The 25951-nt window shown below is 64.1% G+C and carries 30 protein-coding genes and 1 pseudogene; 20 read left to right on the forward strand and 11 right to left on the reverse strand.

The features are described from left to right. Positions 1–7: 7 nt before the first annotated feature. The 4 genes from VDQ28_RS07540 to VDQ28_RS07555 are packed head-to-tail and all read left to right on the forward strand — an operon-like array spanning position 8 to position 3528. On the forward strand, positions 8–1675 hold the full coding sequence (locus tag VDQ28_RS07540; protein WP_323035348.1) for a nitrite/sulfite reductase: 1668 nt from the start codon (positions 8–10) through the stop codon (positions 1673–1675). Continuing rightward, complete coding sequence (locus tag VDQ28_RS07545) at positions 1665–2372, forward strand: phosphoadenylyl-sulfate reductase (RefSeq protein WP_323035349.1); 708 nt, start codon at positions 1665–1667, stop codon at positions 2370–2372. The genes VDQ28_RS07540 and VDQ28_RS07545 overlap by 11 nt, the downstream gene beginning before the upstream one ends. Further along, the gene (locus tag VDQ28_RS07550; protein ID WP_323035350.1) at positions 2369–2746 is read left to right on the forward strand and encodes a DUF934 domain-containing protein; all 378 of its coding nucleotides are present in this window, start codon (positions 2369–2371) and stop codon (positions 2744–2746) included. Before VDQ28_RS07545 ends, VDQ28_RS07550 begins: the two co-directional genes overlap by 4 nt. Beyond that, positions 2743–3528, forward strand: a complete 786-nt coding sequence (locus tag VDQ28_RS07555; protein WP_323035351.1) for a ferredoxin--NADP reductase — start codon at positions 2743–2745, stop codon at positions 3526–3528. Before VDQ28_RS07550 ends, VDQ28_RS07555 begins: the two co-directional genes overlap by 4 nt. Before the next feature lie 81 nt (positions 3529–3609). On the opposite strand, the gene VDQ28_RS07560 is transcribed toward VDQ28_RS07555, so the two are convergent. Together VDQ28_RS07560 and VDQ28_RS07565 are read right to left on the reverse strand one after the other, a co-directional pair. Beyond that, on the reverse strand, positions 3610–4869 hold the full coding sequence (locus tag VDQ28_RS07560; protein WP_323035352.1) for an aminotransferase class V-fold PLP-dependent enzyme: 1260 nt from the start codon (positions 4867–4869) through the stop codon (positions 3610–3612). Between the two features lie 132 nt (positions 4870–5001). Then, a complete protein-coding gene (locus VDQ28_RS07565; RefSeq protein WP_323035353.1) occupies positions 5002–7236 on the reverse strand; it encodes a hypothetical protein in 2235 nt (744 codons plus the stop codon). 186 nt (positions 7237–7422) lie between these two features. Here VDQ28_RS07565 and VDQ28_RS07570 point away from each other — a divergent pair, with 186 nt between their 5' ends. The 4 genes from VDQ28_RS07570 to VDQ28_RS07585 all read left to right on the forward strand — a co-directional run bounded on the left by VDQ28_RS07570 (position 7423) and on the right by VDQ28_RS07585 (position 10835). Beyond that, positions 7423–8046, forward strand: a complete 624-nt coding sequence (locus tag VDQ28_RS07570; protein ID WP_323035354.1) for a queuosine precursor transporter — start codon at positions 7423–7425, stop codon at positions 8044–8046. Between the two features lie 259 nt (positions 8047–8305). After that, positions 8306–8731: an alternative ribosome rescue aminoacyl-tRNA hydrolase ArfB gene (gene arfB, locus VDQ28_RS07575; protein WP_323035355.1), complete on the forward strand. Its 426-nt coding sequence runs from the start codon at positions 8306–8308 to the stop codon at positions 8729–8731. A 90-nt stretch (positions 8732–8821) separates the two neighbouring features. Next, complete coding sequence (locus tag VDQ28_RS07580) at positions 8822–9277, forward strand: NUDIX hydrolase (protein WP_323035356.1); 456 nt, start codon at positions 8822–8824, stop codon at positions 9275–9277. 76 nt (positions 9278–9353) lie between these two features. Continuing rightward, the gene (locus tag VDQ28_RS07585; RefSeq protein WP_323035357.1) at positions 9354–10835 is read left to right on the forward strand and encodes an inorganic phosphate transporter; all 1482 of its coding nucleotides are present in this window, start codon (positions 9354–9356) and stop codon (positions 10833–10835) included. Between the two features lie 105 nt (positions 10836–10940). Here the strand turns inward: VDQ28_RS07585 and VDQ28_RS07590 are convergent, their stop codons facing one another. The 4 genes and pseudogenes from VDQ28_RS07590 to VDQ28_RS07605 form a co-directional block, all read right to left on the reverse strand. Beyond that, positions 10941–11594, reverse strand: a complete 654-nt coding sequence (locus tag VDQ28_RS07590) for a 5-formyltetrahydrofolate cyclo-ligase (protein ID WP_323035358.1) — start codon at positions 11592–11594, stop codon at positions 10941–10943. Positions 11595–11696: 102 nt separating this feature from the next. After that, positions 11697–12599, reverse strand: coding sequence for a rhodanese-related sulfurtransferase (locus VDQ28_RS07595; protein ID WP_323035359.1), 903 nt, complete (start codon positions 12597–12599; stop codon positions 11697–11699). Between the two features lie 36 nt (positions 12600–12635). Beyond that, positions 12636–12803, reverse strand: a complete 168-nt coding sequence (locus VDQ28_RS07600) for a hypothetical protein (protein WP_323035360.1) — start codon at positions 12801–12803, stop codon at positions 12636–12638. A gap of 178 nt (positions 12804–12981) precedes the next feature. Continuing rightward, positions 12982–13449: pseudogene (locus tag VDQ28_RS07605) on the reverse strand (rhomboid family intramembrane serine protease); the annotation flags it as partial. Between the two features lie 299 nt (positions 13450–13748). Here VDQ28_RS07605 and ffh point away from each other — a divergent pair. The 7 genes from ffh to trmD all read left to right on the forward strand — a co-directional run bounded on the left by ffh (position 13749) and on the right by trmD (position 18203). Further along, positions 13749–15254, forward strand: a complete 1506-nt coding sequence (gene ffh, locus VDQ28_RS07610) for a signal recognition particle protein (protein WP_323035362.1) — start codon at positions 13749–13751, stop codon at positions 15252–15254. Beyond that, positions 15251–15820 carry a GNAT family N-acetyltransferase gene (locus tag VDQ28_RS07615; RefSeq protein ID WP_323035363.1) on the forward strand — a complete coding sequence of 190 codons (570 nt, stop codon included), beginning with the start codon at positions 15251–15253 and terminating at the stop codon, positions 15818–15820. The genes ffh and VDQ28_RS07615 overlap by 4 nt, the downstream gene beginning before the upstream one ends. A 25-nt stretch (positions 15821–15845) precedes the next feature. Further along, positions 15846–16145 carry a chorismate mutase gene (locus VDQ28_RS07620; RefSeq protein ID WP_323035364.1) on the forward strand — a complete coding sequence of 100 codons (300 nt, stop codon included), beginning with the start codon at positions 15846–15848 and terminating at the stop codon, positions 16143–16145. A gap of 59 nt (positions 16146–16204) precedes the next feature. Beyond that, entirely contained in the window at positions 16205–16564 is a 360-nt protein-coding gene (gene rpsP, locus VDQ28_RS07625) for a 30S ribosomal protein S16 (protein ID WP_323035365.1), read from the forward strand. A 127-nt stretch (positions 16565–16691) separates the two neighbouring features. Continuing rightward, positions 16692–16847: a hypothetical protein gene (locus VDQ28_RS07630; RefSeq protein ID WP_323035366.1), complete on the forward strand. Its 156-nt coding sequence runs from the start codon at positions 16692–16694 to the stop codon at positions 16845–16847. A 37-nt stretch (positions 16848–16884) separates the two neighbouring features. Beyond that, positions 16885–17388, forward strand: coding sequence for a ribosome maturation factor RimM (gene rimM, locus VDQ28_RS07635; protein ID WP_323035367.1), 504 nt, complete (start codon positions 16885–16887; stop codon positions 17386–17388). Then, positions 17385–18203 (forward strand): tRNA (guanosine(37)-N1)-methyltransferase TrmD, encoded by an 819-nt coding sequence (gene trmD, locus VDQ28_RS07640; protein ID WP_323035368.1) that lies wholly within the window; start codon positions 17385–17387, stop codon positions 18201–18203. Before rimM ends, trmD begins: the two co-directional genes overlap by 4 nt. Here the strand turns inward: trmD and VDQ28_RS07645 are convergent. Both VDQ28_RS07645 and arsB read right to left on the reverse strand, forming a co-directional pair. Continuing rightward, positions 18200–18934 (reverse strand): heparan-alpha-glucosaminide N-acetyltransferase, encoded by a 735-nt coding sequence (locus VDQ28_RS07645; RefSeq protein WP_323035369.1) that lies wholly within the window; start codon positions 18932–18934, stop codon positions 18200–18202. The two genes, trmD and VDQ28_RS07645, sit on opposite strands and share 4 nt — an antisense overlap. Before the next feature lie 21 nt (positions 18935–18955). Further along, positions 18956–19966: an ACR3 family arsenite efflux transporter gene (arsB, locus tag VDQ28_RS07650; protein WP_323035370.1), complete on the reverse strand. Its 1011-nt coding sequence runs from the start codon at positions 19964–19966 to the stop codon at positions 18956–18958. Between the two features lie 500 nt (positions 19967–20466). Between arsB and rplS the strand changes: the two genes are divergently transcribed. The 4 genes from rplS (at position 20467) to VDQ28_RS07670 (ending at position 23258) form a co-directional block, all read left to right on the forward strand. Beyond that, the gene (rplS, locus tag VDQ28_RS07655; RefSeq protein ID WP_323035371.1) at positions 20467–20847 is read left to right on the forward strand and encodes a 50S ribosomal protein L19; all 381 of its coding nucleotides are present in this window, start codon (positions 20467–20469) and stop codon (positions 20845–20847) included. Between the two features lie 11 nt (positions 20848–20858). Beyond that, positions 20859–21080, forward strand: a complete 222-nt coding sequence (gene rpmE, locus VDQ28_RS07660) for a 50S ribosomal protein L31 (RefSeq protein ID WP_323035372.1) — start codon at positions 20859–20861, stop codon at positions 21078–21080. A 100-nt stretch (positions 21081–21180) separates the two neighbouring features. Then, the gene (locus VDQ28_RS07665) at positions 21181–22362 is read left to right on the forward strand and encodes a hypothetical protein (RefSeq protein WP_323035373.1); all 1182 of its coding nucleotides are present in this window, start codon (positions 21181–21183) and stop codon (positions 22360–22362) included. Positions 22363–22448: 86 nt separating this feature from the next. Next, a complete protein-coding gene (locus tag VDQ28_RS07670) occupies positions 22449–23258 on the forward strand; it encodes a division plane positioning ATPase MipZ (protein ID WP_323035374.1) in 810 nt (269 codons plus the stop codon). Here the strand turns inward: VDQ28_RS07670 and VDQ28_RS07675 are convergent. Further along, positions 23248–23406 carry a hypothetical protein gene (locus VDQ28_RS07675; protein ID WP_323035375.1) on the reverse strand — a complete coding sequence of 53 codons (159 nt, stop codon included), beginning with the start codon at positions 23404–23406 and terminating at the stop codon, positions 23248–23250. The genes VDQ28_RS07670 and VDQ28_RS07675 overlap by 11 nt on opposite strands. 199 nt (positions 23407–23605) lie before the next feature. On the opposite strand from VDQ28_RS07675, the gene VDQ28_RS07680 reads away from it, so the two are divergent. Continuing rightward, positions 23606–24922 carry an FAD-binding domain-containing protein gene (locus VDQ28_RS07680; RefSeq protein ID WP_323035376.1) on the forward strand — a complete coding sequence of 439 codons (1317 nt, stop codon included), beginning with the start codon at positions 23606–23608 and terminating at the stop codon, positions 24920–24922. A gap of 8 nt (positions 24923–24930) precedes the next feature. Here the strand turns inward: VDQ28_RS07680 and VDQ28_RS07685 are convergent, their stop codons facing one another. Next, entirely contained in the window at positions 24931–25404 is a 474-nt protein-coding gene (locus tag VDQ28_RS07685) for an SRPBCC family protein (protein ID WP_323035377.1), read from the reverse strand. A 25-nt stretch (positions 25405–25429) separates the two neighbouring features. Then, positions 25430–25831, reverse strand: coding sequence for a VOC family protein (locus VDQ28_RS07690; protein ID WP_323035378.1), 402 nt, complete (start codon positions 25829–25831; stop codon positions 25430–25432). Positions 25832–25951: the final 120 nt, after the last annotated feature.

Genomic DNA, 25951 nt, shown 5'->3' on the forward strand with positions numbered 1-25951 from the left:
ACACCCCATGTACGTCTATGACAGCTTCGACCATGACTTCCTGACCGAGCGTAACCGCCAGTTTCGCGCGCAGGTCCAGCGCCGCATCGACGGCTCGCTGACCGAGGATGAATTTCGCCCGCTGCGCCTGATGAACGGCCTTTATCTGCAATTGCACGCCTATATGCTGCGCGTGGCGATCCCTTATGGCACGCTGAACCCACAGCAAATGCGCAAACTGGCCGAAATCGCCGACCGCTTTGACAAGGGCTACGGCCATTTCACCACCCGGCAGAACATCCAGTACAACTGGCCCCGGCTGGCGGATGTGCCGGATATTCTCGATGAACTGGCCAAGGCCGGACTGCACGCGATCCAGACCTCGGGCAACACCATTCGCAACGTGACCTCGGACCATTTCGCCGGGGCCGCCGCGGATGAAATCGCCGATCCGCGCCCGGTTGCCGAGTTGATCCGCCAATGGTCCACCGACCACCCCGAATTCCAGTTCCTGCCGCGCAAGTTCAAGGTGGCGGTGACCGGCTCTGAAACCGACCGCGCCGTGACCAAGGCCCATGATATCGGGTTGCGCATGGTGCGCCAGAACGGCCAGCCGGGGTTCGAAGTGATCGTTGGCGGTGGCCTTGGCCGCACGCCGATGATCGGCAAGGTGCTGCGCGATTTCCTGCCCGTGGCCGACCTGCTGCCGTATCTTGAGGCCATTGTCGGCACCTACAACCTCTTGGGACGGCGCGACAATAAATTCAAAGCCCGCATCAAGATCACCGTGCATGAGAACGGCATCGACACGATTCGCAACCATGTCGAGGCCCGGTTCCAAACCATCGCGCCGCAGTTCGACACCGCTGCGACGCTGGCGCAACTGGCCCGTATCGAGGCGATGTTCAAAGCCCCTGACCTGCGCGCCGCCTGCGATCTGGCCTATCAGGCCGCCTATCGCACCGACCCGGTGTTTCGCGCCTGGGCCGATACCAACCTGCATCCGCACCGCGACCCCAACCACGCGATCGTCACCCTCAGCCTCAAGGCGCATGGCGAGACGCCGGGCGATGCGACCAGCGATCAGATGCGCCTGATTGCCGACCTTGCCGAGGCGTATGGCCACGGCGAAATCCGCATCAGCCATGAGCAGAACGTGATCCTGCCGCATGTCGCCCGCGCCGATCTGCCCGCGCTGCACAAGGCGCTGCGCGTGCAAGGGCTGGCGACGGCGAATGTCGGGCTGATCTCGGATATCATCGCCTGCCCGGGCATGGATTATTGCGCGCTGGCCACCGCGCGTTCGATCCCCGTGGCGCAGGAAATCGCCACGCATTTCGACGCGCTCAAGCTGGAGCATGACATCGGCCCGCTGAAGATCAAGATTTCCGGCTGCATCAACGCCTGCGGGCATCACCACGTCGGGCATATCGGCATTCTCGGCCTCGACCGCGCGGGCGTGGAAAACTACCAGATCACGCTGGGCGGTGACGGCTCCGAGGATGCGCATCTGGGTGACCGCACCGGGCCGGGCTTTGCCTATGATCAGATCGTCCCGGCCATCGAGCGCATCATCCGCGCCTATCTGGCGCTGCGCGACAGCCCGGCGGAGAGCTTCCTGTCGGCCTATCGCCGCCTTGGCCTGACCCCGTTCAAGGCCGCGCTGTATGAGCAGGAGCCGGTCGATGCCGAATGATCTTTCGTCCCTGAACGCGCGCTTTTCGGGCGACACCCAGGCCGCGCTGCGCTTTTCCTTGTCGGGCGCGCTGGGCCGGGTGGCGCTGGTTTCCAGCTTCGGCGCGGATTCGGTGGTGCTGCTGCATCTCGTGTCCACCATCGCGCCGCAAACCCCGGTCCTGTTCCTCGACACGCTGATGCTGTTCCCCGAAACGCTGGCCTATCAACGCGCCGTCGCCGAGCGGCTGAACCTGAGCGATCTGCGCATTATCAACCCCGACCGCGAGGCGCTGTTTGCCGGGGATCCTGACGCCACCCTGCACCACGCCGACCCCGATGCCTGCTGCGATCTGCGCAAGACACAGCCGCTGACCAAAGCGCTGCACGGCTTCGAGAGCTGGATTTCAGGCCGCAAACGCGCGCAAGGCGGCGCGCGTTCGGGGTTGGAGATGTTCGAGCGCGATCCCTCGGGGGCGGTGAAAATCAACCCTTTGGCCGGATGGGACGCGCAAAGCATCGGCGCCTACATGACCCAACACGACCTGCCCCGGCACCCGCTGGTGGCGCGCGGTTTCCCCTCGATTGGCTGCGCGCCCTGCACCGGGCCGGTCGCGGCAGGCGAGGATCCGCGCGCCGGGCGCTGGCGCGGAAAAGACAAAACCGAATGCGGCATCCATTTCGAGAATGGCCGCGTGATCAGAAGGAAAGCGTCATGAGTGTGATCGTCACCGATTCCGGGTTTGGCCCGGATGATTTTGCGCAAGACTGGTTCGATCTCGCCTCGGACGTCGATCTGTCGGCACTCGAGGGGCAATTGCAGGGCGTCACCGCGATCCGTATTGCCTTCCCGTCGTTTGCCGATGGCCGGGGCTTCACCTTGGCCGCGCATCTGCGGCGGCTGGGTTTTGCCGGGCGTTTGCGGGCGCAGGGTCATGTTGTTGCGGATCAATACACAATGGCCCGGCGCGCGGGCTTTGACGAGGTCGAGATTGATCAGACCCTCGCCGCCCGCCAGCCCGAGGCGCAATGGCTGGCGCGCGGCGATTGGCAGGGATTCGATTACCGCAAACGCCTGAGGGCAGCCGCATGAACCAGCAACTGCGCCCCGATCTGCAAACCATCACCGCCGTGACGCATTGGACGGATCGGCTGTTCTCGTTCCGCGTGACGCGGCCAGCCAGCCTGCGGTTCCGCTCTGGCCAGTTCGTGATGATCGGCCTGCCCAATGCCGAGGGCAAACCCGTGCTGCGCGCCTATTCCATCGCCTCTCCGGCGTGGGATGATGAACTGGAGTTCTATTCGATCAAGGTGCCCGACGGGCCGCTGACCAGCCGCTTGCAGCATGTCCAGCCGGGTGACCCGATCATCCTGCGGCCCAAACCGGTGGGAACCTTGGTGCATGACGCGCTCTTGCCCGGCAAACGGCTGTGGTTCCTGGCGACGGGCACCGGGTTCGCGCCCTTTGCCAGCCTGCTGCGCGAGCCGGAAACCTGGGAGCGCTATGAGCAGGTGGTGATGATGCACACCTGCCGCGATGTCGCCGAATTGGCCTATGGCCGCCGCATGATCGAGGGGCTGTCCGACGATCCCTTGATTGGCGAGATGATCGCCGGAAAGCTGCGTTACTACCCCACGACAACCCGCCAGCCGTCGCCCCGTATGGGGCGGATCACCGACACTCTGGCGCGCGGGAAGGCCTTGGCCGATCTTGACCTGACCGGCCCGCTGACGGCCGAGACAGATCGCGCGATGGTCTGCGGCTCGCTGGCGTTCAACAAGGATGTGGCCGCGCTGCTAGAGGGGTTCGGGCTGCGCGAGGGGGCGAATTCCGCACCCGGTCATTTTGCGGTGGAAAAGGCCTTTGTCGATTAGCGAGGGTGCGTGCAAGCACACACCCTACCAATGTCCTGTAGGGTGTGTGCTTGCACGCACCGTACCCCAGAGACCCTGCCTTTACCCGGCCGCGATCGCCTCTTCCATTGCCGCCAGCAGGCGCGCGATCTCGCCCGTCGTGTTGTAATGACAAAACGAGATCCGCACGCAATCGGGCAGCCCCAAAGGCCGCAGCACGTTGCCGCTGAAATGGTCGGCCTTGCGGATATGCACCCGAATGCCGCGTTCGCCCAGAAACTCCACCAGTTTCAGCGTATCCCAGCCTTCCAGCCGCATCGACACCACGCCCTCGCGCCCCTCGACGGCATCCCCGGCGATCAGCGTGACGCCCGGCATTTCGGCCAGCCCGCGCGCGTTGCCGGTGCCCTGCAGCACGGCTTTGACCAGCCGATGTTCGTGATCCGCAATCGCCCGGCCCGCCGCCTCCAGCCGGTCGCGGCGGTCTGAACTGTCGGAAAACTGCGTGCCCAGCCAGTCGAAATAGGCGACCACATCCGAGAAGGTCGCATAGGCCCCGGTGTCGCGCGTGCCCAGCTCCCAATTGGTGGCCGGGCCGCCGATGATATGCTCCTTCGGCCCTGCGCTCAGCCGATCCGAGGCCCAGCCGACCCCATATCCGTGCCGCGAGAACACCTTGTAGGGTGACAGCGCATAGCCGTCGATGCCGTAGGCGGTCACATCGACCGGGCCGTGACTGGCGTGCTGGATACCGTCGACAATGATCAGCGCCTCGGGTGCGACGGCGCGAATTGCCGCGGCAATCGCCGGGACATCCACCGCCATGCCGGTCACCGGCGAGGTGTGGATGATCGACGCTACACGGATATCCGGGCGCAGCATCGCCTTGTAGGCCTCAAGGCTGACCGTGCCGGTCGCGTCGTCGTGCTGCACTTCCAGCAACGCGCGCCCCGTCACCCCGGCCCAATGCTGCATCGCCGATCCCATCGCCGGATGCTCCAGCGATGAGCGCAGCATGACCCCGCCCTCGGGTGCCGCAACCGTCGCCGTGCGCACCAGCCGGAACAGAACCTCGCTGCCGCTTTCGCCGACAAACACCTGCCCGGTCGGCGCGTTCAGGAACAGCCGCATATCGGCCTTGCCCTTGTCGATTGCCGCGTTCAGCGCGCGCGAGGCGGCGTTGGGGCGGCCCTGATTGTCCGGCAGGCTGGCATAAAACGCCGAGGTCTGAACCACTGATTTCAGGTGCAGCGCGCCGCCTGCGTTTTCAAAGAAGATGCGCGGCCCGTCAAAGGGGCAGGTGTCGACATGCGCGAAACGGTCGCGGATGGCGTTCATCAGGCCGGGTTTCTCGGTGATCATGACTGTGTCCTCGGTGTCGAAGGGCTTTGCCAAGGGGTGCAACGCCCGCGCGGCTTTGGCAAGGGGTACGGACCGGACAAAACCGCGCGGCCCCGATGACAGGGTGCCGCGCGGTGTCGGTTCAAACCTGCCCTAGCCGCGTTTGCCTGGCGCAGGGGCAGGGGCAGGGGCAGGCGCAGGGGCTTGCGGCATCGCATAGCCACGCAGCGCCTCATGCGCCAGGCGCGCGTGCATCCCCTGTGGGTAGGCTTTCAGATAGGTCCACATTGCGGCGGGCGTGTCTTGCGCCTCGGCCTCGGCCCAGGCCAGCATTTCCGGTGTGGGCGGCGGCGGGGTCAAGGCCGCCAAACGGTCGCGCGCCTCGCCGGCATGAGCACCCTGTGGGTGGTCGCGCAAATAGGCCTCCATCGACTGCACGGTATCGGCAGCGCGTGCGGCCTCCCAGGCGGCGATTTCGGGATCCACCGAGACACTGGGCGGTGTGCCCGGCTTCACGGTGCGCGCGACGGGCGGTTCCGGCGTTGCCGGTGCAGCGGCGCCGGTCACCGTGATTGTCGCCAGGATATCCGCCAGTGTCGCCGGACAAGGCACGCTGCGCTCTGGCATCGACACCCGCACCGGTGCCATCATCCCCTCCCAGCCGCCCGCCTGATCAAATCTCTCTTGCGTTGTCAGAACCCCGATCAGCAGCGGCCCGCGATCACCGGGCGCACACAGGTGCGAGACCACAACACGCGCCGGTGACACTTGCCCGTCGGGCATCGGACCTTGCGAGGGGCTACGGTCGGACCCACCATCGAAAATCCACACCGGCACGCCATCGACGGTGCTCTGGGTGATGGCGGTGATCCGAGGCAACCGGCGGTTTATCGCATCCGCAAGGGCGGGCCGGATATCGGGCAAACCCTCGACCGCGTAAAGCGTGTGGCTGCGGTCAGGATCGGACTCGTCGGCGATATCGAGCAACATCAACGCGCCGCGATCCTCGAGATTGGCCACCCTCTGACCGGGCAGAAGGGCAATCCGCACCGTATCCGCCAACAATGATTCCACGCGAACGCCATCATACATCGGCGCATCGGCCAGCGCCAAGCCGGCCATGGTTTGCTGCTCATAGGCGATGGCGTCGGCTTCGGTCAGGCCAAAGGTGTTGATCGCGATCCAGGGGTTCAAGCCCGTCGCCGTGGGCCGCGAATTGATCAGATAGGTCAGCCGCCGTTCGGCGGTGATGCCTTCGTCGGTTTCCATCTCGCGGCCACGAAATACGGATAGAACCGTGTCACCCAGTTGCACGGTTTCATCGGTCAGTGCCACGTCGGCTCCCCCCAGACGCGACAGGGTTGCCGCGAATTCCGGGCTGTTGGTCGGATCGGTGGACACCTCGGCGCGCTGTGCCTGCGTGAAGACCCGCAGCACCGTATCGGCGCCAATCGAGGTGTCCTCATCGGTGTTGGTCAGCCAATATTCGCGCTGCCGGGCCGTGTCGCGGTCGCGGCGCACACGCATCCCCTCGGGGGCCAGCAACTGGATGCCAAAGCGTTCATAAGGCACCCAATTCGCCGCAGCGGCAACCTCTGGCGCGGGCTCTGGCCGGTCGATGTCGCCCAGCGGCAGCGCCATGATCGCCGCGCCAATCGCATCGGCGCAGGGTGCCGCGTCATCGGGCAGGGTCAGCGCCACGGTCGACAGGATCGCCGCCAGCACATCGGGTGCGGCGCGCATCCGCGTGGAAACCACGCCAAACAGCGCCGGGCCTCCGTCTGGCAGGCAGCTTTGCGTCACCATGATCTGCGCGTGCGATCCGTCATCCTGCGGGCGCGACCCATCCGGCCTGCGCGACGACAGGCCCGAGATCACCCAGACCGGTGTCTCCTGATGCATCCCCTCGGTGACCGCCTCGATCGAATTGAACCGATCCGTAATGGCGGTGGTGATCGCCTCGATATCGGCACCCGGATGCGCAACCACCACGGCGGTATGCGCCAGATCCGGAAACTCGGGATGCGCCAGCGTCGCCCAGGTCTGCACGTCATCCCCCGACAGGTCGCTGACCTGAATATCAGCGGGCAGCGTCAGGCCGAGGCGACCCTCAAGGACCGTAAAGACCGCAGGAAAGACCGCAGGCGCGTCCGCCACTTCGGCCACGGCATCGCCTTGGGCCTGATCGGGCTGCGCCTCGGTTGCCGCGGCGTCCGATTCCAGCGGGAGCACATCGGGCGCGGCCTCTACCTCTACCTCGACTTCGGCGTCGGGCGGAGTTTCCTGCGCGAATCCCGGCACCGGGACGAACCCGGCAAGCGACAGGGCGAACAGGGCAATCGGACCGGATTTCGACAGCGGTTTGAACTTGGTTGAAAATGCAGGCATGAAAATCTTCCTTTGGCAGGGCCGATTACAAGTGCATTCACGATAACACCGCTGCGTCATTTTCCCAGAGTTGATTACGGCCTGCGTGTTCAACACCTCTTGCACGAACCGCGCCGCAGCAGTACGGGGGCGCGTCGCCACGGGGGCGACCAAGTTTCCGAACACCTTGTCAAAACGGATGGAACCATGACCAGATTTCACCTTCCCGGCATTCTTGCCATGGCCGCGATTGTCGTCGCCTCGAACATTCTTGTGCAATTCCTGCTGGGCAACTGGCTGACCTGGGGCGCGCTGACCTATCCGTTCGCGTTTCTCGTCACCGATGTGATGAACCGCGTCTATGGCCCGGCGGCGGCGCGGCGCGTGGTCTGGGCAGGGTTCGCGGTTGGCGTCACCTGCTCGCTGATCGGCACGCAAATCCTGTTTCAGGGCGACGGGTACACCTATCCCGCTGTTACGCTGCGCATCGCGCTGGGCTCGGGGCTGGCGTTTTTGTGCGCGCAAATGCTTGATGTCGCGCTGTTCGACCGGCTGCGCGGCGGTGTCTGGTGGAAAGCACCGCTGATCTCGACGCTGGTCAGTTCTTCGCTGGATACGGCGCTGTTCTTCACGATTGCCTTCTCTGCGGCGCTGACAATCCTTGAGCCGGGCAACGATACACGCTGGGCAACCGAGGCCCTGCCGCTGCTGGGGTTCGGGCCGATGGCGCCGCTTTGGGTCTCGCTTGCGGTCGCCGACTGGCTGGTGAAACTGGCCCTGAGTTTGGTTGCGCTGGCACCGTTTCGCGCAATCGTCAGAAAACTGACCTGAAACACCGGGCAAATAGTTTTTGACAAATATCAGAATTGTGGCACCATCACCTTAGAGTTCAACCAGTTGAAAGGAGGTGATCCAGTGTCTAGAGTGATATTGGAGAAAGGTGTCGGAACAGTCGGAGGGAACGCCAGTTGACGGCAGCCCGTTGGGTGCGCGCCCTTTTTGATTGAGCTCGGTTCTAACCGGCTCCATCTCCTGAAGCTCGAGAGGGCCGCTCGTACATCGGGCGGCCCTTCGATATTGGACCTTGAAAATGCTCTGGATCAACGACGACATCACCATCCAAGACTGGGAACTGGCCGAATCCTTCACCCGCTCGTCGGGGCCGGGCGGCCAAAACGTCAACAAGGTCTCGACGGCGGTCGAATTGCGGTTCGAGGCAGCGCGCAGCCCGGCGTTGACTCCGGCGGTGAAATCCCGGCTCAAACGGCTGGCCGGGCGGCGCTGGAGCGCCGATGGCGCGCTGGTGTTGCGCGTCGAGGAGACGCGCAGTCAGGCGCGCAACCGCGAGATTGCGCGCGAACGGCTGGCTGATCTGATCAAGCAGGCGCTTGTCGCCCCGCGTCGCCGGATCGCGACGAAACCGACCTATTCCAGTCAAAGGCGGCGGATTGATGCCAAGACCAAGCGCGGCTCGATCAAGTCCTTGCGCGGTCGAGTTGACGAAAGCGGCGAATAAGTGCATGATTTAACCGGAATTTCGGAAAAATAGGACAACAACAACAATGACCCCGACAATCGGGGCAGTCTTTGAGGATGTGCATTTCATATGAAACAAGCAGCAGTGGCGACTTTCAAAAACTATATCCAACCGGTTTTTCGTCGGCCTGAATTCGTTCAGGCGGGTGCCTTGTGCGTGAAGCCCGGGTCCTCGGGCCCCGAGGTCTTGCTGATCTCGAACGCGAAAGGAAAGCGGTGGATCGTGCCCAAGGGCTGGCCGATGGACGGGCGCACCCTTGCCGAGGCCGCGGAGCAGGAAGCCTGGGAGGAGGCCGGTGTGCGCGGCACGCTCCACCCCAAATCCGAGGGTGATTTCGTTTATAGCAAGATGGTCAAGGACGGCATCCCGGTGTCGTGCCGCTGTCTGCTGTACCGGATTGACGTCGAGGATCTGGCCGATGACTGGCCCGAAAAAACGCGCCGCACGCGGGCCTGGTTCACCCCGGCCGATGCGGTAAAGCGTGTTTCAGAACCCTCACTCCGGGCTCTCTTGCAAAAAGTCTGAGCATTCCTGTTGTGATCGAAGGGCATTCCGAGTAGGTGGCGCGTGACAAAACCGTGATGCCAGCCTGGAGAATTCGATGCGCTCGACCATCGACGAAACTGCCAAAGCCATCAAGACACTCGACAAGGACCTCAAACGCATAAGCCTGCTGGAACAGGCCACGGCCTTTACCTCGCGGCCATTGGTCGCGCCGGGCGTCGCCTTGCTGTTCATGGTGATGGCCGGGCTTGCGGCGGCAACCTTGATGGGGGCCACGGCGGGGACATGGGTCGTGGTTCTGGCGGCGGTGGTCGGGGCCTATATGGCACTGAACATCGGCGCCAACGATGTGGCCAACAACATGGGCCCCGCGGTCGGCGCCGAGGCCGTCACGCTGGGCGGCGCGCTGGTGATCGCCGCGGTGTTCGAAACCGCGGGTGCGTTGCTGGCCGGGGGCGATGTGGTCAGCACCGTCTCGCGCGGCATCGTCTCGCCCGAGAGCGTTGCGGAACCGCAGATCTTTGTCTGGGCGATGATGGCGGCGTTGCTGTCGGGGGCGCTGTGGATCAACCTGGCGACATGGCTCGGCGCGCCCGTCTCGACGACGCATTCGATTGTCGGCGGTGTGATGGGCGCCGGCATCGCGGCGGCGGGGTTCGCGGCGGTGAACTGGCCGGTGATGGGCGCGATTGCGGCAAGCTGGGTGATCTCGCCGGTTCTGGGCGGGCTTATCGCGGCGCTGTTCCTGGCGGTGATCAACAACAGGATCATTGAACGCGACGACAAGATCGCTGCGGCGCGCACCTGGGTTCCGGTGATGATCGGTATCATGGGCGGTGTGTTCGCCACCTATATGGCAATGAAAGGCCTCAAGAAGCTGGTCCATCTGTCCTTGAGTGACTCGGTGCTGATTGGCCTGGCGATCGCCATTCCCTTGGTGTTCCTCATGCGGCCGATCATCCGTCGGCAGTCGGAGGGGCTGGAGAACCGCAGCAAATCGCTCAAAGTGCTGTTTTCGATCCCGCTGGTGCTGTCGGCGGCGTTGCTCTCGTTTGCGCATGGCGCGAATGATGTGGCGAATGCGGTCGGCCCGCTGGCCGCCATCGTGCACGCGGTTCAGGATGGTGCCTCGGGTGATCGTGTGGAGATCCCCTATTGGGTGATGGTCGTCGGGGCGGTCGGCCTGTCGTTTGGTCTGGTGCTGTTCGGCCCCAAGCTGATCAAGGTTGTCGGCTCGGAAATCACCCGCCTCAACGCGATGCGCGCGTGGTGCGTGGCGCTGTCAGCGGCGGTGGTGGTGATCTTTGCCTCGTGGCTGGGGCTACCGGTCAGCTCGACGCATATCGCCATTGGCGGCATCTTTGGCGTGGGCTTCTATCGCGAGTGGTATCACGAGAAGATCCTGAAAGAGAACCGCGACATGTCGGCGCTTCCGGTCGAGGAGCGAACGCGGCGCAAGGTGGTCCGTCGCTCGCATCTGATGACCATCATGATGGCCTGGGTGATCACGGTGCCGGCGACGGCGGCGCTGTCGGCTGCGCTGTTCTACGCGGCGACCTTACTGGCCGGACTTCGGTAGGAAGAACACTGGTAGGGTGTGTGCTTGCACGCACCTTCCGTCACGCTGGCCACGGTGCGTGCAAGCACGCACCCAACGGGGCCACGGTGCGTGCAAGCACGCACCCTACGGCAAACGGCGAATCAGCCGCCCGGCGCTTGATCCGGTTACGATCATGTCCATCGGGATATCATGCGGCTGCGGGTGGATCGTCGGGATCGCCGCGCCTGGATGCCCGACGCCGATCACCATCGGGCGCGGGGTCAGCGCCGCCAGGGTCCGGTCAAAGAACCCGCCGCCATAGCCCAGCCGGTAGCAGGCCGGATCGAACCCGACCAGCGGCGACAGCACCACCGTGGGCGTGATTTCCGGCGTGTTCGCCGGGTTGGGGATGTTCCACACGCCGCGCTCCATCTCGCAACCGGGCCACCATTCACGAAACATCAGCGGCTGCGCCTTGGCGACCACCAGCGGCAAGGCAATGCGCGCGCCCTTCTCATGCGCGCCCTGCATCCAGCCGCGCAGGTCCAATTCCCCGCGAAACGGCCAATAGAGGCTGATGATCACCCCCGGCCTTGGGTCAATCACACGATTCAGGACGTCGGCGACCTCGGCGGCGACGCTCTGGCGTTCTGCCACGGGCACTGCCAGGCGTGCCTCGATCAATGCCGCCCGCGCCGTTTTGCGCCAGGCGCTGACCTCTGCCGCGGTCAGGGCGGGTTCGGCGCCAAGCTCATGGGCAAAGCAGGGGGACGAAGAATAGCCGGGTTCATCGGTCATGGAGGCCTCGTGTTTTGGTCATCCTGCGCCGATCTGCGCTCCGGCACTGCGGCGAATCCGACCTCTTGCCGGGCATTTTCGCCCAATCCGGCCGCGCCGCCGCTAGCGCCCCAGATGTAACGCGCCGCGTTTCTCGGCCAACGCGATCTGACGTTGCCGCTCGCGGAACCTTTCGCGGCGCGGCGCGTCGAACTCCTCGACGCAGTGGTGGCACTGCACGCCATCCTCGAATTCCGGGCGTTTGGTGTCGGCAACGTCCAGCGGGCGGCGGCAGGCGTGGCACATCAGGTGCCCGGTCGGCTGCAACCCGTGTCCCACCGCAACGCGCTGGTCGAACACGAAACAGCCGCCATGCCACAGACTGTCCTCGGCGGGCACTTCTTCAAGATATTTCAGAATGCCGCCCTTGAGGTGGAACACCTCGTCAACACCCTGCGACAGCAGATAATTCGTCGATTTCTCGCAGCGAATGCCGCCGGTGCAGAACATCGCGATGCGCTTGTTGTGAAAGCGGTCCTTGTTGGCTTGCCACCAGGCCGGAAACTCGCCAAAGCTGGTGGTGTGGGGGTCGATCGCGCCTTTGAAACTGCCGATCGCCACCTCGTAATCATTGCGCGTGTCGATCACCGCAACATCGGGCTGGGCGATCAGATCGTTCCACTCCTGCGCCGCGACATAATGGCCAACCTTCGCGCGCGGGTCCACATCGGGCTGCCCCATGGTGACAATCTCGCGCTTCAGCCGCACTTTCATACGGCCGAACGGCATTTCGGAATGCTCGGCCTCTTTCCACTCCAGATCGGCGCAACCGGGCAGGGCGCGGATATGCGCCAGAACGGCCTCGATCCCGGCGCGCGGCCCGGCGATGGTGCCGTTGATCCCCTCAGGGGCCAGCAGCAACGAGCCCTTGACGCCCTGCGCACGGCACAAGGCCGCCAGCGGCCCCTTGATCGCGGCGGGATCGGGGAAACGGGTGAAATGATAGAGCGCTGCAACGGTGATCATGCGGTCTTGTCGCGGATTCTCGCGCCGGTTTCAAGATCAGCCGAACACCCATTCAACGCCCATCGTGATGAGGATGAAGAACAGCAGCGCCTTGACCCAAAAGGCGACCTTGGACCCCAAAGGCCGTGAGTCATGGCCCAGATCAATCGCGAACCGCCCCAGCCCCAGAAACCCGCCTTCGGGATAGGCGCTTGGCGGCTGCATCAAGGGCACATCGCGGCGCTTGAGCACGGTGATCAACGCCGCCCCCACCGCGAAGCCGCCGATATGGGCCCAGAACGCGATCACCACCTCCGAGGGCATGGCGGGTGACACGGCAGCAACAAGATCCAGCGCCACCGACAGGCCCACAACCACCCCCCGGCACCAGAACCGGCACGCGAAACGCCACCAGCACCAGCACCCGGGCGCGCGGGTGCAGCAGCAGATAGGCACCCATCACCCCGGCAATCGCCCCCGAAGCGCCGATAACCGGCACCATCGGACTGTTGGAAAACAACGCCTCGGCCCCCGCGCCGCCCATGCCGCACAGGAGAAAGAACAGCGCATACCGCCAATGGCCCATGCTGTCCTCGATATTGTCGCCAAACACCCACAGCGCCAGCATGTTCCCCGCCAGATGGATCGGTGTGCCATGCAGGAAGATATAGCTGACCATCGTGCCGAGGATCTCGGGCGCGCCGCCCGGCGCCTTGACGCCGCCGATCAGATGCAGATGCGCCGGCGTGAAGGCGAAATTATCCCAGGGGATGCGCAGGATGAAGACCAGCACGCAGGCGATCATCAAGCCCCAGTTCACATAGGCGAAACGGATGTGGCGGGCGGGGTTATGATCGGCAACAACCAACATGAGCGCGTTGCGCGTTCCTTTTCTCGAAGGGGCAGGGGGCTTTGCGCCCCCTCTTGTCCTGACGGACAATTCACCCCCGCAGAGTATTGATGGCAAGATGAAATGGGGCGGTTGGGCAGATTTCCTTGACTCTTTGCCTTGGGGCGCATAGCTGACCTGTGAATTCCCCGGATGCCCCAAGCGTCCGGTCCCATCGCTTGAGAGCGGGGATCGCCATCCGTCAGCGCGTTGCGCCCACGGGTGCCGTTCTCCGTTGCGCAAAGTGCCGTCGACAACACTACCGTCAGAAAGGTCGTGCCATGTTCGAGAATCTGTCCGAGCGCCTGGGTGGCGTGTTTGATCGTCTGACCAAGGCGGGTGCGCTGACTGCCGAGGATGTGACCGCGGCGCTGCGCGAAGTGCGCACCGCGTTGCTGGAGGCGGATGTCTCGCTGCCGGTGGCGCGTGATTTCATCAAGCGCGTGCAGGTCAAGGCGACCGGGGCGGCGGTCACGAAGTCGATCACGCCGGGTCAGCAGGTGGTCAAGATCGTCCATGACGAGCTGATTGCCACGCTGCGCGGCGACGAAGACCCCGGCAAGCTGAAGATCGACAATCCGCCCGCGCCGGTGTTGATGGTCGGTTTGCAGGGTTCGGGCAAGACCACGACCACCGCAAAGCTGGCCCGTCGCCTGAAAGAGCGCGAGCACAAGCGCGTGTTGATGGCGTCGCTGGACACCAACCGCCCCGCCGCGATGGAGCAATTGGCCATTCTGGGCACTCAGATTGGCGTCGACACCTTGCCAATCATCAAGGGCGAGAGCGCCGTGCAGATCGCCAAGCGCGCCAAGCAGCAGGCGACCTTGGGCGGCTATGACGTGTATCTGCTGGATACCGCGGGCCGTTTGCACATCGACGAAGTCTTGATGGACGAGGTTCAGGCCGTCCGCGATGCGGTCAACCCGCGTGAAACCCTGTTGGTGGTCGATGGTCTGACCGGGCAGGATGCGGTCAACGTCGCCACCGAATTCGAGAGCAAGGTCGGCATCACCGGCGTGGTTCTGACGCGGATGGATGGTGACGGACGCGGCGGTGCGGCGCTCAGTATGCGCGCGGTGACCGGCAAGCCGATCCGCTTTGTCGGCATGGGCGAGAAAACCGACGCGCTGGAAAGTTTCGAGGCCGAGCGGGTCGCGGGGCGCATTCTGGGCATGGGCGATATCGTCGCGCTGGTGGAAAAGGCACAGGTCACGCTGGAGGCGGAGCAGGCCGAGCGCATGATGAAGCGCTTCCAGAAAGGCCAGTTCAACATGAACGACCTGCGCCAGCAGCTGGATCAGATGCAGAAGATGGGCGGTATGCAGTCGGTCATGGGGATGATGCCGGGCATGGGCAAGATGTCCAAGCAAGCCGAGGCGGCGGGGCTGGATGACAAGATGCTCAAGCGTCAGGTGGCGCTGATCAACTCGATGACCAAGAAGGAACGCGCCAACCCGGCGCTTTTGCAGGCCAGCCGCAAGAAACGCATCGCGCAGGGTGCCGGGCTTGAGGTATCCGAACTGAACAAGCTTCTGAAAATGCATCGCCAGATGGCCGATGTGATGAAGAAGATGGGCAAGGGCGGCATGCTGAAACAGGCCATGAAGGGCATGTTCGGCAAGGGCGGTGCCGATCTGGACGCGATGAAGCAGCAACTGGCTGACCCCGAAGCGATGAAGGCCGCGCAAACCGCCATGCAGCGTGGCGCCGGGTTGCCGGGCATGCCGGGCATGGGCGGCGGCCTGCCGGGTGGTCTGTCTGGCCTGGGGTTGGGCAAGAAACGATGACCACGCTCGCCGAACGCTTTGAGGCATTGATCCCGCGTCTGGAAACAGACCGCCTGATCTTGCGCGGCTTTCGGCCCGATGATTTCGACCACTTCGCCGCTTACAGCGCCAGTGACCGCGCCAAAGGCACCGGCGGCCCGGTCGATCGCAACCTGGCCTGGCGCGGCTTTTGCCACATGACCGGGCATTGGGTGCATCGCGGCTACGGGTTTTTCGTGCTGGAAGAAAAGGCGACAGGCAACGCCCTTGGCACCTGTGGCCCCTATTTCCCCGAAGGCTGGCCCGAGCGTGAAATCGGCTGGACCCTGTGGCGCGCTGACGCTGAGGGGAAGGGTTATGCCTATGAGGCCGCCTTGGCGGCGCGCGGCTATGCCTATGACATCCTTGGCTGGGACACGGCGATCAGCATGACGCTGGATGGCAACACCCGGTCGGAGCTTCTGGCGCAACGCATGGGCTGCACCCGCGACGGTGGCTTTGTCCACGCCCAGTTCGGCCCGTCCACGATCTGGCGCCACCCGGCGCGCGCCGATCTGGGTGACGGCGGCATGGAGGCTTATGCATGACACACCAACCCCGGCGGAGGCCCGCATGACCGACGACGTAACAACCCGTGCCGAGCAGCTCTTGGCCGAACATCGCGCAAGCATCGACCGGATTGACGCGATCCTTGTCTATACGCTGGCCGAGCGCTTCAACCAGACCCAAGCGGTCGGCAAGTTGAAAGCCGAACACGCCTTGCCCCCCTCGGACCCGGCGCGCGAAGCGCGGCAGATCGAGCGGCTGGAATGGTTGGCCAAAGAGGCCGATCTCGACCCGGAATTTGCCAAGAAATTCCTGAACTTCATCATCTCGGAGGTGATCCGTCACCACGAGAAACTGCAAAGCTGACATTAGAATTGGCGACCCCGGTTTGGGGCGCCTGTAAGCCAAACCAAGGAGAAATCATCATGGCTACCAAAATCCGTCTGGCCCGTGGCGGCTCGAAAAAGCGTCCGTTCTACGCCATTGTCGTCACCGACAGCCGTATGCCGCGCGACGGCCGTTTTCTGGAGAAGGTGGGCACCTATAACCCGCTGTTGGCCAAGGACGCCGAAGATCGCGTGAAAATGGACCTCGAGCGCATTCAGGCATGGCTCGGCAAGGGCGCGCAGCCGACCGACCGCGTGATCCGTTTCCTCGAAGCGGCTGGCGTTCGTCCCAAGGCCGAGCGCAACAACGCCAAGAAAGGCACGCCCGGCAAAAAAGCTGTCGCCCGTGCCAAAGAGCGCGCAGACAAAGCAGCGGCGCCAGCCGAGTCGGCGGAATAAGATTGGATCTGGGGGGCGGCGTGCCCCCCTTTTCGCCTGGCCTCGGCCCAGGCTTGCGCGGCCGCTGACGTCAACGCGCTGAAACCGGGCCTTGCGCCGCAGTTTGGTGTCGAAATAGGGCGGTGTCATGTTTATCCTCATCTGTGTCTTGATCGCGGCGGTGATCCTTCTGACCGGGGGATTGCGGCTGACGGCGCGTGTGTTGGTCGCCGGCCTTCTGGGGGTTTTGGTCCTGCTTGCGGCGGTGTATGCGCTGGGGCTCTGGCAGTACCCGGTGGTATAGGGCGGGCCGGGGGTGATGACGGAAACAGGAGTGTTCTATGTCTGACCGCGTTTGCGTAGGGGCCATTGCCGGGGCGTTCGGTGTCCGCGGTGAGGTGCGGCTGAAAAGCTTCTGTGCCGAGGCCGAGGCGATCGGCCAGTATGGCCCGCTTTACTCCGAGGACGGCACCCGCTCCTTCACCATCTCGCTGGGCAAGCCGATTCCCAACGGGTTCTCGGCGCGTTTGGGCGGCGTGAGCGACCGCGATCAGGCCGAGGCTCTGCGCGGCCTGCGCCTCTATGCCGACCGCAGCAAGCTGCCCGCCTTGCCCGACGATGAATATTACCACGCCGACCTGATCGGCCTGACCGTGCTGGATACCGGCGGCGCCGAATTGGGCCGGGTCAGTTCCGTGCAGAACCACGGCGCGGGCGACCTGCTGGAAATCCAGCGTCCCGGCAAGGGCAGCGCGCTGTTGCCCTTCACCCTGGCCGTCGTGCCGACCGTCGATCTGGCGAGCGGCCGCATCATCGCCGACCCGCCCGAGGGGCTGCTGGAATGAGCGACGACACGCCGCCTGAGGCCCCAAGACGCTCGCATGGCCGCGTCGCCATCAACCTCTCGCGCCAGCCCAGCGACCTGATGGCCGGCCCGCCGCGCCTCAAGGGGGCCTGGACCGCCAAGGTCATCACCCTGTTTCCCGAGGTGTTCCCCGGCGTCCTCGGTGCGTCGCTGACCGGCAAGGCGCTGGACTCGGGGCACTGGGCGCTGCAACCCATCGACCTGCGCCCGTTTGGCGAGGGCAAGCACCGCAATGTTGATGACACGCCCGCAGGCGGCGGCGCGGGCATGGTGCTGCGCGCCGATGTGTTGTCACGCGCGCTCGATCACGCCGCCACCGACACGCCAGACCGCGCCCGCTGGCCGGTGATCTACCTGTCGCCGCGCGGTCGCCCCTTTGATCAGGCCACCGCCCGCCGCCTCGCCAAGGCGGACGGCGTGACCCTGCTTTGCGGTCGCTTCGAGGGGGTCGATGAGCGCGTGCTGCAAGACTACGATATCGAGGAAATCAGCCTTGGCGACTTCGTGATGACCGGCGGCGAGATCGCCGCGCAGGCTCTGATCGACGCCACGGTGCGCCTGTTGCCGGGCGTTCTGGGCAACGCCGACTCCGCGGTCGAGGAAAGCTTTTCCCACGGCTTGCTGGAGCACCCGCAATACACCCGCCCCGCCGAATGGCGCGGCCATGCGATCCCCCCCGTTCTGCAATCGGGCAACCATGCCGAGATCGCCAAATGGCGGCGGGCGCAATCCGAGGCTCTGACGCAACACCGTCGCCCGGACCTGTGGGCCGCGCATCTGAAAACCAAACCCTAGCCGCGCAGCAGCGGTGTCACCAGCCAAAGCCCGGCGATCAACACCGGCTGATGGATCAGGTAAATCCACAGGCTGTGCCGCCCCGCCCAGGCCAAGCCGCGACCCAGCGCGCCGGGGCGCAGCGTAAGCCCGGACAGCTTGGCCGCCCACAGCCGCGCCGCCGCCATGCCCAGCAGGAACGGCCCGAACCACGGGAAAATCGGCTCAAGGTCCATGCTCAGGGGGGCGGCGCTGGCAAAGCCGATCCACGCCAGCGTGCGCGGGTTGAACAGATCGAAGCTGATCAGATAGGGCAGCGCCCAAACGCCCGCGCCCAGGACCACAAGCGCCCAGGCCGGAACCCGCAGAAACGCCAGCCCCAGCACGCGGCTGACGGCGATGATATGCAGGATGCCAAAGAAAATCCACATCTCCGGCATGGCAAGATAGGTCGCCACACTGACCGCCAGCGCCGCCACCGCGACCAGCGCCGTGCCGCGCCGAAAGCTGCGCCAGCGGATGCCCGCGCCATGCGCAAGGATCATGCTGACCCCGGCCAGAAACACGAAACTGCCCGCCACCAGCCGCGCAAACCCCATCCAGCCCGGCCGCAGGATGTTGCCCGGCGCGACCCAGCCAAAGATCTCCAGATCCAGCGTGAAGTGAAACACCACCATGCCGATCAGCGCCACGCCGCGCGCGATATCAATGCTGGGCAGGCGTTCGCTTTGGCGCATCACAGGGCTTTGCATCAGAGTCCTCGGGTTACGGGGTCATGCGGGAAACCGCGCGCGTGTGCGGTTGGCAAAGGCCACCAGAGACAGCATGACCGGCACCTCGACCAGCACGCCGACAACCGTGGCCAGCGCCGCGCCAGAGTGCAGGCCAAACAGGCTGATGGCCACCGCCACCGCCAGTTCAAAGAAATTCGACGTGCCGATCAGCGCGCAGGGGGCGGCAATGCGATGCGGCACCTTCAGCGCAAAGGCCGCCGCATAGGCAAGCGCGAAAATGCCATAGCTTTGCAACAATATCGGCACCGCGATCAGCACGATGACAAACGGGTCCGAGACGATCACATGCCCCTGCAAGCCGAACAGGATCACCACCGTCGCGATCAGCCCGATGATCGAAAACGGCTTTGCCCGTGCCTGAAATGCCTCGATCGCCGCCGAGGTCCGCAGCATCTTGCGGGTGACAAGCCCGGCGGCCAAGGGCAGCGCGATGAACAGCGCCACCGACAGCACCAGCGTTTCCCACGGCACGGAAATATCGGTAACGCCCAGCAGCAGCGCGACAATCGGCGCAAAGGCGATGACCATGATCAGGTCGTTCACCGAGACTTGCAGCAGGGTATAGGTCTCGTCGCCGCGCGTCAGTTGCGACCAGACAAAGACCATGGCCGTGCAGGGGGCCGCGCCCAGCAAGATCAGCCCGGCGATGTATTGCGACGCATCCTCGGGCTGAATCCAGGGGGCAAAGACGTATTGGAAAAAGATCACCGCCAGCGCCGCCATGGTGAATGGTTTGATCAGCCAGTTCACCACCAGCGTGATCAGCAAGCCGCGCGGTTGGCGGGCCACATCGCGCAACGAGCCGGGATCGACGCCGACCATCATCGGATAGACCATGGCCCAGATCAGCACCGCGACCACCAGATTGACGCTGGCAAACTCGGCCGCCGCCGTCGCCGCCACCAGCCCCGGCGCAAGCGTGCCCAGAACCAGACCGGCGACCATCGCCAGCGCGATCCACAGGGACAGGTATTTCTCGAAGATGCTCATGGGTGCGGGCCGTTTCCTGTGATCGGGTGGTTGCCGCATCAGACAAAGTCTCGCCGCGCTTGGCAACCGCAATACGACAGGCGTCTCTGGGCCGGGCATCTCTCGCGCTTTTTGTGACGGCTGATGCCGCTGTTTTTTAGGCGTCGGTCCGTGGGGAATGCTAAGATTTCGTAAACGCTGCACGCCAAGCCCTTGATTTTGCGTGTCTCTCACTGTGTCCCCCGGTGGGACATCACGCTGTCCCCCGCCTCGCCGATTCGCTTGACCCGCCCCCATTCGCCCCCTATACCGCGCCAGTCTGGGGCCGGAATCGGCCACCGGGCCTGTTCCTGCGTGGCCCCATCTTCTTCGATGGAACCCGGACCCCGCAGGGTCATGAAAACGCAAGGACGACCTTATCTCTGGCGGGCTGTTTTGACGGGACCCGATAGAAGACACAGAGCTCTTGGGCGGCACACAATTCACGGAACAACCGTGACAGATGATAGGAGTAGATCAGAATGAACCTGATCGCACAGATCGAAGCCGAGCAAATCGCTGCTCTGGCCAAAGAGATCCCGGATTTCAAAGCCGGCGACACCATCCGCGTCGGCTATAAAGTGACCGAGGGCACCCGCTCGCGCGTTCAGATGTTTGAAGGCGTCTGCATCAGCCGCCGCAACGGCGCCGGCATCGCCGGTTCGTTCACCGTGCGCAAGATTTCGTTCGGCGAAGGCGTGGAGCGGATGTTCCCGCTCTATTCGACCAACATCGACAGCATCACCGTGGTCCGCCGCGGCCGTGTCCGTCGCGCCAAGCTGTACTACCTGCGCGATCGTCGCGGCAAGTCGGCTCGTATCGCTGAACAATCCAACTACCGCGCACCAAGCGCCGCCGAGTAAGGAGCCCGACCATGAAAGACGCGATTCATCCCGAATACCACACGATCAACGTCAAGCTGGTCGACGGCACCGTCGTGCAGATGCGTTCGACCTGGGGCGCCGAAGGCGACTCGATGGCGCTGGACATCGACCCCAGCGTGCACCCGGCCTGGACCGGCGGCACCTCGCGCTTGATGGACACCGGCGGCCGTGTGTCGAAGTTCAAGAGCAAATACGCCGGTCTGGGTTTCTGATCCAAGACGTCTGGCAATTTGGAACGCCGCTACACTCGTAGCGGCGTTTTGAATTTTACGAACCCTGTGTCATAGTCCCGGCTTTTCACGAGGCCTGTTCATGTTGCTGGAACTGGCGATTTTGCTGGCGACGATCGGCACCGGCGCCGTGCTTGCTGTGCCGCGTCTGCGCAAAGCGGTGGTCTGGCGCGCGATCATCACCCCGTTGGCGTCAATCATCGGCTCGGGCTTCCTGGTCCTGGGGCCGCTGTTGAACCATGCATTCGGCTGGTTCGCCCCGTTGGCGATGATCCTGCTCTGCGCGGTTTCCTGGGGGGTCGGTGCCGCCATCCGTGACAACATTGCAGCCTTCGGGGATAAGGGTGTGCCGCATGGCCGGGCCGAAACCCTGGCCTCGGCGCTGCTGGGCTTTGCCTATATCATTTCGGTCGCCTACTACCTCAACCTGCTCGGTGCATTTGCCTTGTCGCTGACACCGCTGACGGAACCCGTCTATGGCCGGATATTGGCGACGGCGGTCTATCTCGTCATCCTGGGTGTGGGTTGGACTCGGGGGTTTGCCCTGCTGGAATCCATGGAATACGGCTCGGTTGCGTTGAAGCTGTCGATCATCGCCGGGTTGCTGGTGGCGCTGGGCATCTATCTTGCGCAAACGCTCAACGCCGGGACTGTGGTTGTCGCGCCTGCGCAAATCACGGGTTGGACGGGGATCACGCTGGGCTTCGGGATGATCGTCACCGTGCAGGGTTTTGAGACCTCGCGCTATCTGGGACACACCTATGACGCTGAAACGCGCATACGGTCGATGCGGCTGGCGCAGATCATCTCGGCGGCAATCTACCTTATTTACATTGTATTTATTGCCTACAGCTTTCAGCCCGATGCGGTTGATCTGTCGGAAACGGCCATTGTTGATATGATGGGGATCATTTCTCCGATCTTGCCGGTGTTGCTGGTTGCGGCGGCCTTGGCGGCGCAGTTTTCGGCAGCCGTGGCCGATACCAATGGGTCGGGCGGATTGATCACCGAACTCAGCCGAAACCGCCTGAAGCCCAAACAGGCCTATGCGGTCACGGTGGGTTTAGGGCTGGTGATCACCTGGACGGCCGATGTGTTTCAGATCATCTCGTATGCGTCGCGTGCATTTGCCGCCTATTATGCCGTGCAAGCCGGTATCGCGGCGGTGCGAAACTGGCCGACCCACAAATTGCGCGCCGGGATCTTTGCGGGCTTTTCGGGCTTGGGGCTGATGATCGTCATGTTTGGCACCGCGATCGAATAAGTTGGTGCGTCGGCGCTTCCCTCTGGCGGGCGCGCACCCTATTGTCGGCGCGCGCAGGTTTGGCGCAGAACAATCAGGAAGAGTTTGTGGCGCATATCATCGTCACCGGAAATGAGAAGGGTGGGTCGGGGAAATCGACCACCGCGATGCATGTCGCGACGGCCTTGGCACGCATGGGTTACAAGGTCGGCGCGCTCGATCTGGACCTGCGGCAGCGCAGTTTCGGCCGTTACATCGAGAACCGTATGGCGATGATGGCGCATGAGCGTCTGTCTCTGCCGACGCCGCAATATCGCGAGCTGCCCGAGATCGACGCGGCCAGCCTTGGCCCGGATGAAAACATCCACGATCATCGCCTGTCCGAGGCGATCAGCGGGCTGGACGCCGAGTGCGAATTTGTCGTGATCGACTGTCCCGGCAGCCACACGCGCCTGAGCCAGGTGGCGCATTCGCTGGCCGATACGCTGATCACGCCGATGAATGACAGTTTCGTGGATTTTGATCTGTTGGCGCGGATCGAACCCTTGAGCAACAAGGTGCTGGGGCCGTCGATTTATGCCGAGATGGTCTGGCAGGCGCGGCAATTGCGGGCACAAGCCGGGCTGAAGCCGATTGACTGGATCGTCGTGCGCAACCGTCTGGGCGCGCAACAGATGCACAACAAGCGCAAGGTGGGCGAGGCATTGGATCAGCTGTCAAAGCGGATCGGATTTCGTGTCGCGCCCGGTTTCAATGAGCGCGTCATCTTTCGCGAACTGTTCCCGCGCGGCCTGACCTTGCTGGACCTGCGCGATGTGGGCGTTGATCAGTTGAACATGTCCAACGTCGCCGCCCGGCAGGAATTGCGCGATCTGTTGACCGCGCTTCGCCTGCCCGGTGTGACGGTCAGTGTTTGAAGAAACGCTTTTCCGGCAGCGTGCTGGGCATGGTTTTGTGCATCTCATCCAGACGCATCATCACGCGATCTTCTTCATCGGCGAAAATGTTGAACGGCAGTTTCACGGCCTTGCCGAGACGGCTGAGGGTGGTGGGGTGCGTGCGCATGGTTGATTTCCTTTCTGGAATACCGGGACTGCGCTCACCTTGCTGTCCGCCTGTGGCAACACTTGGGCGCAGGTGGGGTTCTTTGGCGGTGAGGCCATGACACTCTTGCGGCAAAAGGTGGTTGCGAGAGATGCGAAACTAGGGGTAAACCGTGAACATGCGGGCGCAGGATGGCGGCGCCCCCAAGTGGCGGGTTTCTATGCTTTCGCTTGTCTGGTTCAAACGCGACCTGCGGGTCATAGACCACCCGGCGCTTGCCCTTGCTGCGGCGCAGGGCGGCGTGTTGCCGGTCTATATCGTCGAGCCCGGGCTTTGGTTGCAGCCTGACGCTTCGGCGCGGCAATGGGATTTCGTGGCGGAATCACTGGTCGAATTGCGCCGCGATCTTGCCGAACTTGGCCAGCCCTTGATCGTGCGCGAGGGGGATGCGGTCACGGTTCTGGCGCGACTTCATGCCAAGCACAAGGTCGATCAGATCCTCTCGCACGTTGAGGCCGGTACAGACTGGAGCATCGCCCGCAATGCGCGCGTCAGGGCCTGGGCCGGTGACACGGGGGTGCCGTGGGTCGAGGTCTCGCAATCGGGCGCGGGGCCTTTGGCCGATCCCCCCGCGCTGACGCCTTTGTTCGAGGGGACGGGCGGCGTGCCAACCGCGCGGTCGCTGAAATTGGCCGAGGATCGGTGCCCGTACCGGCAAACCGGCGGGCGCGCGGCGGCAGAGCTCGCGCTGGATCGGTTCTTGTCGAGTCGCGCGCAGACCTATGACCCGGCCGCCATGCCTGCGCTGACTGCAGAGCGTCTGAGTTCGCGTCTGTCGCCCTATCTGGCGTGGGGCGTGGTCTCGTCGCGCGATGTTGCGCAGCGGGTCGCACAGGAAAAATCCGCGCGGCGCGGGCAGCGGGCGTGGGCGACCGGTCTGCGCCGGTTCGACAAATGCCTGCGCCGGCGTGATCCCGGCGCTACGGCCTTGGCGGACACGCATGAGGATGACATCCCCGATGCCCAGCGCCTTGCGGCATGGTCCGCCGGCGAGACGGGCGTTCCGTTTGTGGATGCCTGCCTGCGCTACCTGCGCGCAACCGGCTGGCTTGAGGCGCGCGCGCGGGCTGTTGTCGCCGGGTTTGGCGTGCATCATCTGCGCCTTGGGGCCGAGGCCGTGGGTCTGCATCTGGCGCGGTCCTGTGTCGATTATGACCCGGCGATCCTGCGGCATGAGATGTCGCGCCTGACGCAAGGGCGGATCATCGACCCGATCACCATGGGGCGCAAACTGGACCCGGACGGCGGGTTTACGCGGCGCTGGCTGCCAGAGCTTGCGCCGGTGCCCGGTGACTTCCTGCACACCCCATGGTTCTGGCCCTCCGCGCGCGAGGCGTTGAACGGGCGCTACCCCGAACCCTTGGTCGATCCGGCCTCGGCCGCGCGCGCGGCAAAGGCGCGCATGGTCACCTTCGCGCGCCGTATCCCCGCCGCACCCCGACGCGCGGCGCTTGGGCAAATGGCCCTGGACCTGTAGGCCGGATGTCAGGCCGTGGCCAAGGACAGCGCATAGGCATCCAGTTGATCCGCCACGATCCCCCAGCCCGTGTGAAACCCCATCTCCTCATGCTGTTTCGCGGCCTCGGGCGTGCGGTGTCGCGCGATGGCCGTGTACTGCGTGCCGCCGTCGTCGGCGTCCTCCAGAAGGATGATGGCGGTCATGAAAGGCTCGGGCGCGGGCTTCCAGCCCTCGGTATAGGTGTCGGTGAACACCAGTTTGCGGCCCTCCACGATCTCCAGATACACGCCGTTATTCTCCATCACCGTGCCGCCGATATCAAAGGTGGTCTTGCACGCCCCACCCGGCCGCAGATCGAGGGTGCAGGCCGTGACGGTGTTGGGCGCGGGCACGAACCATTGCATCAGGTGCTCGGGCGTCGTCCAGCATTGCCAAACGGTCGCGCGCGGGGCGTTCGATTTGCGCGTCAACACAAGGTCGGTGTCAGGGTCCAAGATCATTCCGAAAGTCCTTTGAATCAGTGCCTTACGCGCTGTCTTGTGGCGGAAAATGGGTCAGTTCCCAGATATGGCCATCCGGGTCGGTGATCGCCCGGTAATACATGAACCCGTGATCGACCGGCTCGCCATGGGCTGCACCGCCCAGCGTGCCGGCGGCATCACAGAGGCGGTCCACATCCTCTCTGGTTTCCACCGTCAAGGCCAGCAGAACCTCACGCGCCTGCGGCGTCTTGGCGATTTCCGACCGCGAAAAGCCGCGGAATTTGTCATGCGTCAACAGCATTGCGAAGATGGTGTCCGAAAGGACCAGACAGGCCGCGGTGTCGTCGGTGTATTCGAGGTTGAAATCGAACCCGAGCGCGCGCCAGAATTTCATCGCGCGGGGCAGGTCGGCCACGGGGAGATTGACAAAAATCATGCGGGGCATTGCGCGCTCCTTTGGATCTGATCGCGGGTATTCGCAACCATCGACGCGAGTCGCGCAAGAATAAACATGGCCGGCGGGCGGTTTTGCGGCGTTCAGCGTCCGTCTCCGGTGGCGCGGCTT

The organism is Pararhodobacter sp. (assembly GCF_034676545.1).
Lineage (GTDB): Bacteria > Pseudomonadota > Alphaproteobacteria > Rhodobacterales > Rhodobacteraceae > Pararhodobacter.